Source organism: Aquimarina latercula DSM 2041 (assembly GCF_000430645.1).
Lineage (GTDB): Bacteria > Bacteroidota > Bacteroidia > Flavobacteriales > Flavobacteriaceae > Aquimarina > Aquimarina latercula.
Genome location: NZ_AUMK01000003.1, coordinates 256,140 through 272,793, shown reverse-complemented (window position 1 = coordinate 272,793; position 16,654 = coordinate 256,140). Strand labels below are relative to the sequence as shown.

Below are 16,654 nucleotides of genomic sequence, written 5' to 3'. Positions count from 1 at the left end.
TATGAAAACTATAGGATTAATTGGTGGTATGAGTTGGGAATCCTCTACCATATACTATGAATTGATAAACAAAAAAGTAAAACAACTGCTAGGAGGTTACCACTCGGCAAAATCAATTATGATTTCAGTAGATTTTGCAGAAATTGAAGATCTACAAGGAAAAAATGATTGGCCAGCCCTAACCAAATTAATGATTAATGCTGCGAAGCAATTAGAAAATGCTGGAGCTGATTTAATAATACTTTGCACAAATACAATGCATTTGTGTAGTGAAGAAATGATTAAAAATACAACCATCCCATTTCTTCATATAGCAGATGCTACTGGAAATAGTATAAAATCCCAAGGGTTACAAAAATTGGCGCTCTTAGGCACTAAATTCACAATGGAAAAAGATTTTTATAAAACTATTCTTAAAAAATATGGAATTGATATTTTAATTCCTGAAAAAAATGACAGAGAACAAATACATCAGATTATTTATGAAGAATTAGTTAAAGGCAAAATCAAAAATAGTTCTAGAGAAATATACAAAAGAATAATAACTGATTTAAAAAATAAAGGAGCAGAAGGTATAATTCTGGGCTGTACAGAAATACCATTGTTAATAAAGCAAGATGATGTAGATATTCCTATCTTTAATACTACAAAAATCCATGCAGAAAACGCAGTAGAATGGGCACTAAAAGACTAATTTATTAATAAAAAACTATAGTGATTACAAAAACATTTGATTGATTTTGGATCTTAATTTCCTTCCATAATCCTCCTGTAACCAATCTCTATAGTTTTTTGTGCTTTTACTAATACAGTAGGAATATCTTCTTACGCGATATTCAATATCATGTTCTAACAATTTACTAAGAATTCTAGCATCAAATACATCTTCGCTATTTTCTGCACACATCTTAGCATGTTGTTCTATTGATTTTTCTAAAACACTCTTACTACGTAGACCATATTTTTTCGTATTTGCATATTCAGCTTCAATATCAAAATCTATGTCTACAGAATTATTGAATTCTTTTCTTATTTCTTCTGGCATAACGTACTTAAAATTACGCTCAATTTCATCATCACTAACAAGACTATCATAGTAGAAATCAGGTGACCTAAATATTGTTTGCCAATCAATCTCTCCATTCCACAAGCCAAAACGAGCAGTATTATTACCCATATCAATGATAGAGAATTCTGGTTTTTTAGGCAATATTCTAGAGCCTCTACCTATCATTTGAAAATATAATGTCAATGACTTAGTAGCACGATTTAAAATAATAGTTTTTACAGTAGGTTCATCAAAACCAGTAGTCAATATACTAACTGAAGTCAGAATTGCATCATCCGTATGTTTAAACCATTTAAGAATATCAGCTCTTTCTTGCCGACTATTAGTATTATCTAAATGCCGTATTGGATATCCTGCTCTATTAAAAACGTCATATACATGAATGGATGTATTAATTCCATTATTAAAAATTAGTGTTTTTTGCCCCTTTGCTCTTTCCTCATAAGCCTTTAGTAATTTATCCTGCATCAAGGCATTTGTATACAAGTCTTCTGAAGATTTGACGGTATAATCACCATTCATACCAATTTTCAAAGAACCAAGACCAACATCATAGGTATAGGTTACTGGCTTAGCCAAAAAACCTTTTCCAATAAGAGAACTAATGGTATCCCCTACTATTAACTCCCTATAATTATCTTTCATTGGGAGTTTCATATTAGAACTTAAAGGAGTTGCAGTAACACCTAGGATAAAACAAGTATCAAAAAAGCGAAATAATTTTCTAAATGAATTATAATGTGCCTCATCAATGATGACCATGCCCACATTATCAATCTCTAATTGGTCATCATTAAGACGATTATTTAGTGTTTCTACCATTGCTACGAAACACATATACTCATGCTGATCTTCTAATTTTTTTACATTACTATTAATGATTTTATTCTTTACATTAAATTCTGTAAGCATATTAGATGTCTGATCACACAGTTCTATACGATGTGTAAGTACTACTACTTTTTTCTTAGTAGTTTCAATATATCTTCGAACAATTTCAGAAAATATTACCGTTTTACCTCCACCGGTTGGTAATTGATATAGTAAATTATAATTTCCAGAAAATTCCTGCAAACGCCCAAAAATCTTATCGATATCTCTGGCCTGATAATCATATAGAACTTTTTGTTCTTTTTTTTCTATTTCAGAGGGATTTACCCGCATTTGCTCTCGATTAAAAATAAGCTACAAAATTAAACACTTTCTATACTTATATAAAAGATTTTATAAAATATATTTTGTTTTGTCTTACAATAGTTTCAAAAGTGTTAATTATTCATAATATTCCTTATCACTTGCGTTGTTCTTTATAATTTTAAAATATAATCCATAACTATTTCATGGCTAAGATTGACAAAGACCTAATACCAGTTCAAGCATTACTTATTCCTAAACCTATTCTGTATACTGGAAAGGTGTTAAACTGGATTTCTCCTTTTTTAGCATCGAGGTTTGCTGCTCGGTTATTTCTAACTCCCTTTAAATACAAAAGACCTAAAAGAGAGGAAACGATGGCTGTTCAAAGCCTTAAAGAGAATGTGTCAATAAAAAAAATAAACAGAGAAGTTATAATTTATAATTATGGAGTATCCAACAAAAAGGTTTTATTAGTTCATGGGTGGTCTGGTAGTGGAACTCAACTTTCTATGATAGCTGATCAACTATTAAATATCGGATACAGCACAGTAAGTTTTGATGCTCCTGCACATGGCCAATCTCCTGGAAAAAGAAGTAACATGATTCACTTCATTGAGACTATCTATCAATTAGAAAAAACACATGGACCATTTCATGCAGCTGTTGGCCATTCTTTAGGAGGGATGTCATTATTAAGAGCAACTAAATTTGGATTAGGATTACAAAAACTAGTTATTATTGGAACAGCGAATAGTATAACCAAAATCACTAAGGATTTTGCTAAAAATTTGCAATTAGGAGATAAAACTGGTAAATTAATGAAACAATATTTTGATCAGCATTATGGTGAAGACCTGGATAACTACTCTGGAGGAATTTCTGCGGAAGGTATAGAAACACCAACACTAGTAATTCATGATAAAAACGATATAGACGTTCATTATAGTTCGGCAATTGAAATTGAAAGTAAACTTAAAAATGGGAAAATAATATTAACTGAAAAATTAGGTCATCGGAAAATTCTTGGAGACAAATCAATAATAAAGAAAATTGCGGCATTTATTTCAGAATCATAAATCTTTTGTTATTGATGAACTTTATAAACGACTATATAGATACAAGAACTTTAATTTGAATAAAATGAAAAAAATCATCATACTATGTATCAGCATTTTAACTATAAGTTGCTCAGGTACTGCTCAAAAAGACAGTAAAAAAGAAAAGAAAGAATATGCTGTAAATAAAACTAATAAAGAATGGAAGGAAATCTTAACTAACGATCAATACTATATTCTTAGACAAGCTGGGACAGAAAGACCTTTCTCTAGTCCTTTAAATAAGATATATGCCGCTGGAACATTTTATTGTGCAGCGTGCAAAACACCTTTATATGAGAGTAAACATAAATTTGATAGTGGTACAGGTTGGCCTAGTTTTGATAGAGCTGTAAAAGGAAATGTAGATGTAGATACAGATTATAAACTTGGATATGCTAGAACCGAACTATTATGTTCGACCTGTGGTGGACATTTAGGACATGTTTTTAGTGATGGACCAAGAGAAACCACCGGAAAAAGGCATTGTATTAATGGAGACGCTTTAGTCTTTGAACCAAAAAAAAGATAAATAAATGAATAAATATCCTTTTCATAAAACAGAAGAAGAATGGAAAAAAGAACTCACAGAAGAGCAATATAGGGTACTTAGACAAAAAGGTACCGAACGTCCTTTTACTGGAGAATACAATATTCATTCAGAAAATGGAACATATAAATGTATGGCTTGCCATACTCCTTTATTTATAAGTACATCAAAATTTGATTCTGGATGTGGATGGCCTAGTTTTGATCAATCTATAGAGGGAAATGTAGAATATATAAAAGACACATCACATGGAATGATTAGAACAGAAATTTTATGCGCAAACTGTGGGAGTCACTTAGGTCATATTTTTAATGATGGCCCAACTGAAACTGGTCAACGATATTGTGTAAATTCAGTAAGTATCGATTTCAATAAATCATAAAGACTATCAATTTTATACTTTGGAACACTTATTGATAGTTAGTTCTCATATCAGAAACAACAAATAATTACACATTATGAAAAAGATTTTTGCACTTTTATTTTTATCAACACTTGTATTCACTTCTTGCGTAAATGATGATGACGTAGATTTCGATACCATTGGAACAACTTTTGAATTTACTACAAATTTTAATCAAGCTAACGATTTCGGGCATCGTTTCTTTTTTAATGAAAACATTTTTGATTCAGATGTTGTACTAGTGTATAGACTAGAAACTGTAGACAATAATTTAGATGTTTGGGAACCTTTACCTACAGCTACTATATTCTTAGATGATGGTAATGGCGGTGACATTACTGTTTTATATCGATTTAATTTCACTTCTGGTGATGTAGATGTATTATTGGAGAGTAATGCTCCAGAATTGGTGCCAGCTGATTTAACGAATAATCAAACATTTAGAGTTGTTGTTGTACCTGCATCTTTTGCAGAAAATACAGACATTGATTTATCAAATCTAGAAGAAGTACAATCAGCATTGAACCTAGAATTTTAAGTAATTAAGAAATAAATATTATTCCTTATTATTCCAAAAAGATAAGGAAAATGAAAAAAAATTAACACTATCATTATGATAGTGTTTTTTTATGAATTTTATTAAGGTATAATTGTGAAAACCGAATCTGCAAAACCCTTTTTGATTAAACGAATTATCCGTAAATTCGTGTCTTCAAAAAATTCACATTTATGAGCGCATATGATATTATCGTATTAGGAAGTGGACCTGGTGGTTATGTTACTGCTATTAGAGCTTCTCAATTAGGGTTTAAAACTGCTATTATTGAAAAAGAGAGCCTTGGAGGTGTATGTTTAAATTGGGGATGTATCCCTACAAAAGCATTATTAAAAAGTGCACAGGTATTTGATTACCTAAAACATGCTTCTGATTATGGCTTAACAGTTGAAAAATTCGATAAAGATTTTGATGCAGTAGTAAAAAGAAGTCGTGGCGTTGCTGATGGAATGAGTAAAGGTGTTCAATTTCTAATGAAAAAGAACAAAATTGATGTTATTGAAGGTTTTGGTAAATTAAAAGCTAACAATAAAGTAACCGTTACTGATAAAGATGGAAATGCTTCTGATTATGAAGGAAAACATATTATAGTAGCAACAGGTGCAAGATCAAGAGAATTACCTAATTTACCACAAGACGGTAAAAAAGTAATTGGATATAGAGAAGCTATGACTTTAGCATCTCAGCCTAAGAAAATGATCGTAGTTGGTTCTGGAGCCATTGGTGTAGAATTTGCTCATTTTTATAACGCAATGGGAACAGAAGTTACCATTGTAGAATATTTACCAAATCTGGTACCATTAGAAGATGAAGAAGTATCAAAACAATTTGGAAGAAGCTTTAAGAAAGCTGGTATTAAAGTAATGACAAATTCTTCTGTAGAAAGTGTTGACACAAGTGGTGACGGAGTAAAAGCTACTGTAAAAACTAAAAAAGGAGAAGAAATTCTTGAAGCTGATATCGTATTATCTGCTGTTGGTATCAAAACGAATATAGAGAATATTGGTTTAGAAGAACTAGGAGTTGCTACCGATAGAGATAAAATTGTAGTAAATGACTGGTATCAAACAAATATCCCTGGTATTTATGCAATTGGTGATGTTGTTCCCGGTCCTGCTCTAGCTCACGTAGCTTCTGCAGAAGGTATTACTTGTGTAGAAAAAATAGCAGGAATGCATGTAGAAGCAATTGATTATGGTAACATCCCTGGATGTACTTATGCTTCTCCAGAAATCGCTAGTGTTGGGATGACTGAAAATCAAGCAAAAGAAGCTGGGTACGAAATCAAAGTTGGTAAATTTCCTTTCTCTGCATCTGGTAAAGCAAGTGCTGCTGGAACAAAGGATGGTTTTGTAAAAGTGATTTTTGATGCTAAATACGGTGAGTGGTTAGGATGTCATATGATTGGTGCCGGAGTTACTGATATGATCGCAGAAGCTGTATTAGGTAGAAAACTAGAAACTACTGGACACGAAGTCCTAAAAGCAATACATCCACATCCAACGATGAGTGAAGCTGTTATGGAAGCAGTTGCTGACGCTTATGACGAAGTGATACATTTATAGTAATAGATAAACTATTAAATTAAAAAGCCTTATGAATATATATATTCATAAGGCTTTTTAATTATTCCTTAATTACAATTTTATTTGATCAAGAGATCTCCTTTTTTATATTTCTTTTTTTCTCTTCTTGTAAATTCAGAGAAAATTACATCCTCATTAACTTCAACGGTATATATCTCTTTATTACCTAATTTCATTACTCCATCATCAGTTAAAAAATTCGGATTTAAATAAGTACTTCTACTTTTTTTATCTTTTAGTTTTTTCTTGATTTGACCATCAATCTTAATATCAGATAAATAGGAAATGTTAAAATGTAAGACATTATCGTTACTCTTATTTCCTTTTGCATCAAAAACTCCCAAACTAGTTTGCGGATATACAGTTTGCCCTACCTTAACAAGCACTCCATTTTTCGAAAAACCTTTATAAATTGCTAAAGTTCCGTCTTTATGTTCAATGAGTACTTGGTTTTTCTTTGAAGTAAAATGAGATACCGTATCCAACTTATATTGATCTTTTACTTCAATTACAAGCCCTTTGCGCACAGCAACAATAGTATCACTATCTTTTGCTCTAAAAACAAAGGATTTCCAATTATCAGGAAGTTCAGAATCAAAATATTTTGTAGAAAGATTACCAGCATCTTTAACCTTGATCCTAGTTCGTTTTTTGAATGGTAATGTGTAAACAAAATCTTTCTTTACTTTAGGATTATATTTACCCCTAATATAACTTGTAGTATATCCATAAGAAATTCCTTGTTCTGGATTACGCCGACGTAATTTTAGTACTATCCCTCTATTGCTATCAACCGTCCCTATAAATTTTTGATTAAAAGATCTACCTCCATAAGCAGTAATATCTGCGTTTTCTAATTTAGTAAATTCAATCATGACTGTATAACTACCAGGTTTTGATTTCTCATAAATGATATCTATACTTTTATCATTATTTCTTCTTGACTCTATATTGATAACTTTTGATTGCCCTTGTATTCCAATAATTGTCGCAATAAAGAGTATATACGACATAATAATATTTTTTACTTTCATTTAATATTTAACTACAAATTGGTTGACCAATATTTTTAAAACGAAAGTAATGAATTTTAACATTTAAACTTAAAAAAATTAACAGAAAAAAATATTCACGTACTTAGTACAATTTAATTCAAATTATATCAAATCACAATACCAGAAAGAAGTGTCCCAGCTTTTATCATCTTCGTCTGTAAAACAATTATCATCATCATCAGATGATGGAGTGTAATTTCTTAACACCTTATCTCCTATTTCGAAGTTTATTGGATTACTAAAAATTGGACCATCAAAAACAAAGGTATGGAACTCTCCATTTTCTCCACAAGGATCTACATTTTCTGGTAAATCATTTAGAAACGATTCATCCAGTATCCTACCGCAAAAAGAATCATCAAGGTATTTAGCATTTACACAAACAGTAATTGCTTTAAATCCTAGATTAATGAATTCTAACAAAAGTTCTTTTGTGTTTTTTTTCCAAAGAGGAAAAACCCCTTGAATTCCAATACTCCTTAGTTGATCTTCTCTATAAATCCGTAAATCCTCTAAGAAAATATCTCCAAAAACACAATGTGTATATCCTTCTGATTTTAAATTCATCACATTATCTTTCATTACCTCATTGTATGAAGTCATAGAAACGTTTGCAGAAAGTTTTATTTTATGCAAAGGTAAATTTAGACTTACTGCTTGGGCATCGAGAAGAGACTCTCTCAATCCGTGCATGGAAACTCTTTTAAAATCATCATTAATTGTAGTAACTAGTTTCGTTATATTATACTCTTTTTGTTGTAATGTATAATATAATGCCAGTGAAGAATCCTTACCACTGCTCCAGTTAAAATACGTTTTACGCATCTTATAGAAAACTTTGGATCGCTAATGCATAACTCTGTAGACCAAAACCAAGAATAACACCTTTTGCATTTGGAGAAATATACGATTGATGTCTAAACTCCTCTCTGCTAAAAGTGTTGGAAATATGTACCTCAATAACAGGAACATCTACTGCTTTAATTGCATCACCAATACCAATGGAAGTATGTGTATAGGCTCCTGCATTTAGAATAACACCATCAAAAGTATCATTTGCTTCTTGAATTTTAGTAATTAACTCTCCTTCAATATTGGATTGAAAATATCCTAATTCAACATCTTTAAATCTCATTTGTAATTCTGAAAAAAAATCTTCAAAAGTCTGACTTCCGTATATACCGGGTTCTCTTTTGCCTAAAAGATTTAGATTAGGGCCGTTTAATAGTAAAAGTTTCATTCTTATTGTTCTCGTATGATTCTTCGATTATCTTTAGTTTTAAACAAATATCCCACTGATAATTGTGCAACTGAATTTCTATTGGTAATATCTATAACTCCAGTATCATTAATGTTTGTTAATCCTAAATTATATCTAACTTGAAAAAACAAACCACTCTCTAGCTTATAACCTGCACCCACTGCCCAGCTAAAATCAAAATCATTAAAAGAGTCAAAAAATGGATCATTATCAGCTACATCATCATTTCCTACTGTCGTTAAAATTGAAAATTGTGGGCCTGTTTCTAAACTAATTTTTTCTGTAACATAGAATTTGGTTACAATAGGTAATGAAATATAATTTAGACTAATCTTTTGTTCTTGTCCAGCTACTTCTACCTTATATCCTTGTGCTGAATATAACAGTTCTCCTTGAATATAAAATTTACTTGAAATAGGATACTCTACCAAAGCACCTAGATGTATCCTCACTCTCCCGCTAGTATCATCAGCATCACCAAGAATACTACTGTAATTTATACCTCCTTTAAAACCTGCACGAGCATATAATGGGTCTTCATCAGAAATTTTCTGAGCATTTACAGAAATGAAACTAAAAATAATCACAATGAGAATAAAAACATTTCTTTTCATAATCTAATAATAAGTTGATACTCAAAAGTAGCTTTATTTTTTATAACCATATGTAAGTAACTAAAAAAACTGCTATCAAAAACTAGAGAAAACCTATTACAGAAGACGAAAGTAAATTAGTCTTCAAAATTTAACAATCTATTAATTACTGAAAGTAAGAGTGTTAGATTTTACAAGGAAAAAATATCAAAAAAATATAGAAAACTGGAGTAACAAAATTATCATCAATGTAACTAATGTGTGTATTAACAAATAAACAAACATTATGAAAAAATTGATTTTAACTGCAATTGCAGTATTCACACTAACTTTTGTCAACGCACAAGATGGAGGTTTCGCTAAAGGAGATATTTTTGTTTCTGGATCTTTTGGTTACAATTCGACATCTACGGGAGATATTAAAAACAACTCATTTGAATTTACTCCGAGAGTAGGTTTCTTTGTGTCAGAAAATATAGCTGTTGGTGCTAGATTAGGTTTTACTACTAGTAAACAAGAAGCTCCTTTTACTGAAGATATAAAAAATAATTCATTCAATGCTGGAGCCTTTGGTCGTTACTATTTTACACCATCTAGTAAATTTTCTGTGTTTGGTGAATTAGCTTTTGAATATGCTAGTTCTAAACAAGAACAAGGAACTGGTGAACTTAAAATAAACGGTTTTGGACTTAATGTTGGTCCTGGTGTAAGCTATTTCTTAAGTGATCATTTTGCACTTGAGGCTTTCTGGGGAGCATTAGCATATGCAACTGCAAAACCAGATATTGATGGTGCCGATTCTACTAATGCAGTAAGTGTAGGTTTAGATCTAGATGATATCAACTTAGGTTTAGTATACAAGTTCTAATATAGAGCACATATAAATTTTAAACTCCATCATATACATAATTATGATGGAGTTTATTTTTTTGAACAATAAATATTTCTTTTTTCATCCCCTATTTTCAGGAATAATCTTACTTAAAATCTACCTGAAAACAGTGGTTTTTTTCATGAATAGCTGATATACATTTGTTTCAACTTTAAACAAACAATGATCATGAAAAAATTAATTCTAACTGCTCTTGCAGTATGCAGCTTAACATTTGCTAATGCTCAGGATGGGGAGCAAACTTCTAAAGGAAAATGGCTAATTGAAGCCAATACTAATTTTGGCGCTGCTCACACAGCCAACACTGGTATACAATTCACTACTTTTTCTGACGATGCAGGATCCATTTTTAATATTGGATTAGAAGGTGGATATTTTATTATCGACAATTTAGCCTTAAAAGCTGGATTAGGATATGGATCAATTAAAGCTAATTCTGATGCTGATGCAGTTGATAGGTTTAGTTATAAAATTGGTGCTAAATATTACGTTATAGGGTCTATACCAGTACAAATAGATTACAGTGGTATCAGTAGCGATGCCGATGAAGATCCTTCTTACTTTGGTATTCAAGGTGGGTATGCTTTTTTCATTGGAGACAATGTTAGCATTGAGCCTGGAGTAAGATATAATTTAAGTTTAAATGATGATTTCTATACGGATGCATTTCAACTTAATATTGGATTTGCTATTCATCTATAAAAACTATCTTTTATAAATTTATTAAACCATCCTGATTAGATCAGGATGGTTTTTCTTTTTATATTAGAAAAATGAAATGGAGTCACGCCATAAAAGACTATGAACATTATCTAAAAATAGAAAGAGGACTTTCTGATAATTCCATCATTAATTATAGTCTTGATATTCAAAGACTAATCAAATATCTAGAAGCACACGATATACAAAAGACTCCATTATCCATAGAAAAAGATATACTACAACAATTTATATATGAAACCGCAAAACTAGTAAATGCTAGATCACAGGCCCGAATCATATCTGGATTAAAAAGTTTTTTTAATTATTTAGTTTTTGAAGATTATAGAGATACAAATCCAATGGAACTTATAGAAGCTCCTAAAATTGGAAGAAAACTACCCGATACTTTATCATTAGAAGAAATAGATTTAATTATTTCTAAGGTAGATTTAAGCAAAGCTGAAGGAGAGCGTAATCGAGCCATTATCGAAACACTTTATGGTTGTGGATTAAGAGTTAGCGAATTGATCAATATAAAACTCTCGGATCTTTTCTTTGATGAAGGTTTTATTAGTATCACTGGTAAAGGTGATAAGCAACGATTTGTTCCTATTGGAAATGTAACGCAAAAATACATCAATATTTACAAGGATGAAATAAGAACTCATCTAAATATTCAGAATGGACATGAAGATACATTGTTTTTAAACAGAAGAGGTAAGCAACTGACACGAGCTATGATTTTTACTATTGTAAAAAGACTTGTAGAAAGAGCCGAAATTCATAAAAATATAAGTCCGCACACCTTCCGACATTCTTTCGCAACCCATTTATTAGAAAACGGAGCAGATCTTAGAGCTATTCAATTAATGTTAGGTCATGAAAGTATTACGACTACAGAAATATATATGCATATGGACAGAAGCCATCTTAATGAGGTAATTAATACATTTCATCCAAGAAGATAGTATGATTTTGAATACCTTAAGAAAATACATTACCTATATTCTATTTTTAAGTTGCTCTTTAATCTATTCCCAACGCTTCAGTGCAGATGGAGGTGTTATGCTTAAGGCAGAAATTACTATTGGCAATCAAAATCAATGGTTAAAACTAGGAGCTTATGGTTTTGGAACTTTAAACTATGGAGATATTTCTATGGAAACTGGATTATCCTTTGCTTCTTATCAATTCTTAAAACGACATACTGTTAACGGTTCTGGACTCGCATATTCTTATGAATTTTTTGCATTAGCTGGTATTGGTAAAAACAGTAATTTACTAGGTTCATCTATTTCTAACCTAAACACCACCCTTATATTTAACCCTAATGGAAAAGGAGGTTTTAATGGTTTAGGCTTTGGTTTTAGTAAAGATTATCTTCCTAAATCTTTGAAATTATATGGGCTAAGACGTGGAGCATTTCTTATGCGATTTAGTAACGCAAATCATAATATCCATTTCGCCTTTCAGAATGATTTTAGTATTGGACTATTTAAGGGAGCGGGCACCGATTATGGTGTTACAGGTTCTTTGGACATTGGTTTTACTAAAATAATTGATCCACAAACAATACAAAAATTTGGGATTGGTATTGATTTATTTACGCCAAGACCTGATTACAGTCAATCCCCCAGAAATCAAGTAAACTCTGATGATGGACGTAAAAACGTATGGTTTACACTACCTCCTTTTAAAGAGTTATTTTATGGAAACTTATACGGATATGTAACACATCAAGAAAATGATTTTTCTATACATTCTAAACTAGGAATTAATAGCCAAAAAGCAGGAGCATATATACAAAACATACTGCACGATGGTTTAGGGCTAAATCCTAGATTCCCTTGGTTAGTAGAAACCAAAGATAAAATCTATATAGAAGTAAGCGGAAATGTATTTTATAAAACGACTACAGATGATTAAAAAACAATTCTTATTTCACCTGTGTCTTCTATTGCTTTGCAGTAGCTGTAATACTTACACCACATTTTATAGTAAAACTCATGTAGAAATCAATTTAGAAAAATTCTCAAAAATTCACCGTTTAGACCTAAGCAATCAAAAACTTAAGGAGTTACCTAACTCAATTACCAAATTAAAAGATCTTAGAATGATTAATCTAAGTAATAATAAGGGGTTAGATATCGACAATAGTCTCCGGGTGCTTTCGGTTCATAAAAATCTAGAAGTATTAATCTTAGATAGCTTAGATATTAAAACAATACCTGAATCCATCAAACTATTCCCTAAGCTAAAGCAGATTTCATTAATAAATAATCCAGGCTTTGATCTCTCACAAATACTACAGCAAATTTCTGAATTACCCATTGAGTTTTTAAACCTAAAAAATAACCAGCTCACTAAAATCCCTAAGAATATAACAGCACTCAATACGCTAAGAGATTTAAATTTATCATATAATGAGATACACGATGAAGCAAGTTATTCTCATTTAGGAAAATTACCCGATTTGTATTCTTTATGGATAGATCATAACAATCTAAAGGAGTTACCAAATACTATTAGTAAACTTAATCAAATTCGATTTTTTTATATAGATCATAATGATTTAGAAACGCTTCCTGATCAATTAAAGGAAATGAAAAGTGTGTGGGTAATACACGCCGGGTTTAACAAATTTAAAGAGCTCCCTAGTGTTTTTTCAAGTATGAAATCTTTACTTATGGTACATATTAATAATAATGAGATTGTATCAATCCCTATTACCTATGAAACTGAAAAATACCCGTTAGCGGGACTAATTTTGGATAATAACCCACTATCTCAAGAAGAGATCGTAAAAGCAAAAGAAACTTTCAAAGGGTTCTTCCTACTGTCGTTCCAACAAAAGAATTATAAATAAAAAGACTCTCGGAAAAACCGAGAGTCTTTTAGTATTGTTATTATATCTTAAAATAAGATTTAATTAGGTCGCGTTGCTCTACCTGAAGGCATAGAAGTATCCGAAGTCATTATAACAGGATTTGAAGGACCTGTAGTAATACCTGCAGTTCCGCTTAATGGCTCAATGTAGAAAGGTGCTGGATCATTATCGCCAAAAGGCTCTACGGTAATAAAAACTCTTCTACTTGCTACTGAAGCAGGAAATGTAACCCCAGTCAATGGAATTTGACTTGGAAGTACAAGAAAATCTTCCCCAGGAAAATCTGGAATCATCCCTCCAGAACCACTAAAGAAATTAGCATCATCTCTTCCTTCTGCATCAGAAAATGTACCAGTCGAAACTGTTACATTACCGAAATCTACCCAACCTTCATATTTCCAACCACTCGCTAAAGTAGGTAATGTTAATCCTGCAGATGTTCCATCCATAAACCAAACACCAAATTCATCATTATCAGCTACATCATCAGTTGGAGTAGCTAGAAAAAACTGTCCCGCTGTACTAGATAAATCCGCAACTACTGGCGCAAAATTAAGCGTCGCAGTATTAGATCCATTAAAACTTCCTGTCAAAATTTTAGCATCAGAAGGAACATTATCTGTATCGCCTACTGGTTCTACAGTAAGAACGAATTCGGTAGCATCAGCTAGGTCAGAAGCTAATACTGTAAGATTTATAGTTCCCGCAGGGTTTGTAAATCTACTAGTTGGTACCGCTTGACCATCTACTATTAACCATCCTTGGTAGGTAGAACCTCCAGTTAAGTTTTCTAATCCAATTGTTTCTATAGCAACATTAGCTACAGGTGGTCCGTCATCACTAGAACAGGAAACACCCAATAATCCTAAGGCGATTGCTGCCATCGCCATCATCTTGTTTTTCATCATTTTTTGCTTTTTTAATTTAATTCTTGATAGTATGGATATCAATATTCAAATTAACTACAAAAAGCTGATAAAATTGTACGTTTTAAACGTTATTTTTCAACGTGTATTAAAGAATTTTATGCTTCTGGCGGCGCTTGTTGCGGTTTTTTGAACAATTCTATATAAGATTTTCCGATGTGGGAAATAATATCTCTTGCTAATAAACCTTGATAACCAGTTTGTTGAATTGCTATATCCCCAGCACTGCCATGTAAATAAACTCCAAATACTGCAGCGTACAGCGAATCATATCCTTGAGAAATCAAACCTGTAATAATTCCTGTTAACACATCTCCACTACCAGCTGTAGCCATTCCTGGATTACCAGAAGTATTTACATAAATATCGTCTTGATAAATAACCAAGCTATTTGCACCTTTAATGACGATAATACAATCATGCTTTTTAGAAAACACCTTTACCTTATTAATCTTATCAAAATCATCTTTCCATGCTCCTATTAGTCGTTTTAATTCTCCAGGATGTGGCGTTAATACCGTTTTTGCGGGTATATATTGTAAGAAATCTGACTTATTAGCTAATATATTAATTCCATCCGCATCAATAACCAACTTAGTTTTATTTTGCTTTAAGAATTCACCAAATGCCTCAATCGTTTTATCATTAGTTCCTAAACCAACCCCTACTCCAATAACGGATGGTTTAATGTCAAACTTTATTTTAGATATATAATCATCTTCTTCATCCGTAATAACCATTGCTTCAGGAACCGACGATTGTAAAATATCATATCCACATTCTGGAATATATGCAGTAGCAAGCCCCGCTCCTATTCGTAAAGCAGCTTCTGTTGCTAAAACTGTACTACCTATTTTACCATAACTTCCTCCAATAAGTAGACAATGTCCATAATCTCCTTTATGAGCAAATTTATGACGAGGCCTGTATAGAGAAAGTACTTCGTTCTTACCTATTAATTCTGCAAAGCCCGGAGTTTGGGATATAAACTCTCTACTTAGGCCAATATCAATAACCTCCATATCTTGGGAATACTGTCCAGTTTCTGGTAAGAAAAATATTAGCTTAGGTAGTTGAAAAGTAACGGTCGTAGAAGCATATATAACACCTTCGGGATCATCTGGCGCTTTATCTGCATATAAACCTGAAGGTACATCTATAGATAACGTAAAACATCTAGACGCATTAATATGTTTAATTAAATTAATAACCCAAGGTACTACCGGCCTATTTAAACCTATCCCAAAAATTGCATCGATTACCATATCCTGTTGCTTAATTTCTGGAAAATCCTCATTAGACTTTAGTTGCACAGGCCATTCTACACCTATTCCCTTTAAACGATCATAATTAACTAGGAAACCATCAGATCTTTTATCACTAAAATTTACAATATATGTCTTTACATGATATCCATGTTCCACTAACAAACGTGAAATCACTAAACCATCTCCTCCATTATTTCCAATACCGCAAAATACATGAATCGGAATCGGAGCTCCTTGCAATCGTTGATGTAAAACATTAAATATTTGAGTAGCAGCTCTTTCCATTAACTCTAAAGAAGTAATCTTTTGAGATTGAATAGTTACTTCGTCTGCCTTACGCATTTGATCAGCGGAAAATATCTTCACAAGTTTAAATTTTAGTGATTATTTTTTGATACATTTTACAAACATTGATAATCCTTTTTGATTAGTTTTTTTTAAGAATGCCTTAATGAATACAGCCTTAAATTAAAGTATCAATAAAAGTTTATGATTACTAACGTTTTTATTTTGTTCAAAAGTAAAAAATTATACATTTGAACTTAAATATAAATTAAACTAATGTTTAGTACGGTTTCAATCTCGGTTTTACTTTTCGCGTTAGGAACAACAGCGGCTTTCGCCTACACTTCATTTACACGTACTTCTACTATTATTATTACCCTTAGGGGTTAA

18 protein-coding genes are annotated in these 16,654 nt (G+C 31.7%); 11 read left to right on the top strand and 7 right to left on the bottom strand.

Annotated elements, in window-relative coordinates:
• Nucleotide 1: 1 nt before the first annotated feature.
• The gene (locus H526_RS0101310) at nucleotides 2-694 is read left to right on the top strand and encodes an aspartate/glutamate racemase family protein (RefSeq protein WP_027391312.1); all 693 of its coding nucleotides are present in this window, start codon (nucleotides 2-4) and stop codon (nucleotides 692-694) included.
• A gap of 24 nt (nucleotides 695-718) precedes the next feature.
• Here the strand turns inward: H526_RS0101310 and H526_RS0101305 are convergent, their stop codons facing one another.
• The gene (locus H526_RS0101305) at nucleotides 719-2,233 is read right to left on the bottom strand and encodes a DEAD/DEAH box helicase (protein ID WP_027391311.1); all 1,515 of its coding nucleotides are present in this window, start codon (nucleotides 2,231-2,233) and stop codon (nucleotides 719-721) included.
• A gap of 176 nt (nucleotides 2,234-2,409) precedes the next feature.
• Between H526_RS0101305 and H526_RS0101300 the strand changes: the two genes are divergently transcribed.
• The 5 genes from H526_RS0101300 to lpdA all read left to right on the top strand — a co-directional run bounded on the left by H526_RS0101300 (nucleotide 2,410) and on the right by lpdA (nucleotide 6,374).
• Nucleotides 2,410-3,282, top strand: a complete 873-nt coding sequence (locus H526_RS0101300; protein ID WP_027391310.1) for an alpha/beta fold hydrolase — start codon at nucleotides 2,410-2,412, stop codon at nucleotides 3,280-3,282.
• A 64-nt stretch (nucleotides 3,283-3,346) separates the two neighbouring features.
• On the top strand, nucleotides 3,347-3,832 hold the full coding sequence (gene msrB, locus H526_RS0101295; protein ID WP_027391309.1) for a peptide-methionine (R)-S-oxide reductase MsrB: 486 nt from the start codon (nucleotides 3,347-3,349) through the stop codon (nucleotides 3,830-3,832).
• A gap of 4 nt (nucleotides 3,833-3,836) precedes the next feature.
• Nucleotides 3,837-4,232 carry a peptide-methionine (R)-S-oxide reductase MsrB gene (msrB, locus tag H526_RS0101290; RefSeq protein ID WP_027391308.1) on the top strand — a complete coding sequence of 132 codons (396 nt, stop codon included), beginning with the start codon at nucleotides 3,837-3,839 and terminating at the stop codon, nucleotides 4,230-4,232.
• A 76-nt stretch (nucleotides 4,233-4,308) separates the two neighbouring features.
• Complete coding sequence (locus H526_RS28030; protein WP_051335919.1) at nucleotides 4,309-4,791, top strand: hypothetical protein; 483 nt, start codon at nucleotides 4,309-4,311, stop codon at nucleotides 4,789-4,791.
• Nucleotides 4,792-4,982: 191 nt separating this feature from the next.
• Complete coding sequence (lpdA, locus tag H526_RS0101280) at nucleotides 4,983-6,374, top strand: dihydrolipoyl dehydrogenase (RefSeq protein ID WP_027391307.1); 1,392 nt, start codon at nucleotides 4,983-4,985, stop codon at nucleotides 6,372-6,374.
• Between the two features lie 80 nt (nucleotides 6,375-6,454).
• Here lpdA and H526_RS0101275 read toward each other — a convergent pair whose 3' ends face one another.
• The 4 genes from H526_RS0101275 to H526_RS28025 all read right to left on the bottom strand — a co-directional run bounded on the left by H526_RS0101275 (nucleotide 6,455) and on the right by H526_RS28025 (nucleotide 9,325).
• On the bottom strand, nucleotides 6,455-7,408 hold the full coding sequence (locus H526_RS0101275) for a M23 family metallopeptidase (protein WP_162144472.1): 954 nt from the start codon (nucleotides 7,406-7,408) through the stop codon (nucleotides 6,455-6,457).
• Between the two features lie 144 nt (nucleotides 7,409-7,552).
• Entirely contained in the window at nucleotides 7,553-8,275 is a 723-nt protein-coding gene (locus H526_RS0101270; protein ID WP_027391305.1) for a Dph6-related ATP pyrophosphatase, read from the bottom strand.
• A gap of 1 nt (nucleotide 8,276) precedes the next feature.
• Nucleotides 8,277-8,690, bottom strand: a complete 414-nt coding sequence (gene aroQ, locus H526_RS0101265; protein ID WP_027391304.1) for a type II 3-dehydroquinate dehydratase — start codon at nucleotides 8,688-8,690, stop codon at nucleotides 8,277-8,279.
• A 2-nt stretch (nucleotides 8,691-8,692) separates the two neighbouring features.
• Nucleotides 8,693-9,325 (bottom strand): porin family protein, encoded by a 633-nt coding sequence (locus tag H526_RS28025; protein ID WP_051335918.1) that lies wholly within the window; start codon nucleotides 9,323-9,325, stop codon nucleotides 8,693-8,695.
• A gap of 265 nt (nucleotides 9,326-9,590) precedes the next feature.
• On the opposite strand from H526_RS28025, the gene H526_RS0101255 reads away from it, so the two are divergent.
• From H526_RS0101255 to H526_RS0101235, 5 genes are all read left to right on the top strand, one after another.
• Nucleotides 9,591-10,172: an outer membrane beta-barrel protein gene (locus H526_RS0101255; RefSeq protein WP_027391303.1), complete on the top strand. Its 582-nt coding sequence runs from the start codon at nucleotides 9,591-9,593 to the stop codon at nucleotides 10,170-10,172.
• Between the two features lie 192 nt (nucleotides 10,173-10,364).
• Nucleotides 10,365-10,898, top strand: coding sequence for a hypothetical protein (locus H526_RS0101250; protein WP_027391302.1), 534 nt, complete (start codon nucleotides 10,365-10,367; stop codon nucleotides 10,896-10,898).
• A gap of 71 nt (nucleotides 10,899-10,969) precedes the next feature.
• On the top strand, nucleotides 10,970-11,866 hold the full coding sequence (xerD, locus tag H526_RS0101245; protein ID WP_027391301.1) for a site-specific tyrosine recombinase XerD: 897 nt from the start codon (nucleotides 10,970-10,972) through the stop codon (nucleotides 11,864-11,866).
• Between the two features lies 1 nt (nucleotide 11,867).
• The gene (locus H526_RS0101240; protein ID WP_027391300.1) at nucleotides 11,868-12,824 is read left to right on the top strand and encodes a hypothetical protein; all 957 of its coding nucleotides are present in this window, start codon (nucleotides 11,868-11,870) and stop codon (nucleotides 12,822-12,824) included.
• The gene (locus H526_RS0101235) at nucleotides 12,817-13,764 is read left to right on the top strand and encodes a leucine-rich repeat domain-containing protein (protein ID WP_027391299.1); all 948 of its coding nucleotides are present in this window, start codon (nucleotides 12,817-12,819) and stop codon (nucleotides 13,762-13,764) included. The genes H526_RS0101240 and H526_RS0101235 overlap by 8 nt, the downstream gene beginning before the upstream one ends.
• Before the next feature lie 59 nt (nucleotides 13,765-13,823).
• Here the strand turns inward: H526_RS0101235 and H526_RS0101230 are convergent, their stop codons facing one another.
• On the bottom strand, nucleotides 13,824-14,693 hold the full coding sequence (locus H526_RS0101230; protein WP_027391298.1) for an anti-sigma factor: 870 nt from the start codon (nucleotides 14,691-14,693) through the stop codon (nucleotides 13,824-13,826).
• A 116-nt stretch (nucleotides 14,694-14,809) separates the two neighbouring features.
• Nucleotides 14,810-16,345, bottom strand: a complete 1,536-nt coding sequence (locus H526_RS0101225) for a bifunctional ADP-dependent NAD(P)H-hydrate dehydratase/NAD(P)H-hydrate epimerase (RefSeq protein ID WP_027391297.1) — start codon at nucleotides 16,343-16,345, stop codon at nucleotides 14,810-14,812.
• Nucleotides 16,346-16,654 lie beyond the last annotated feature (309 nt).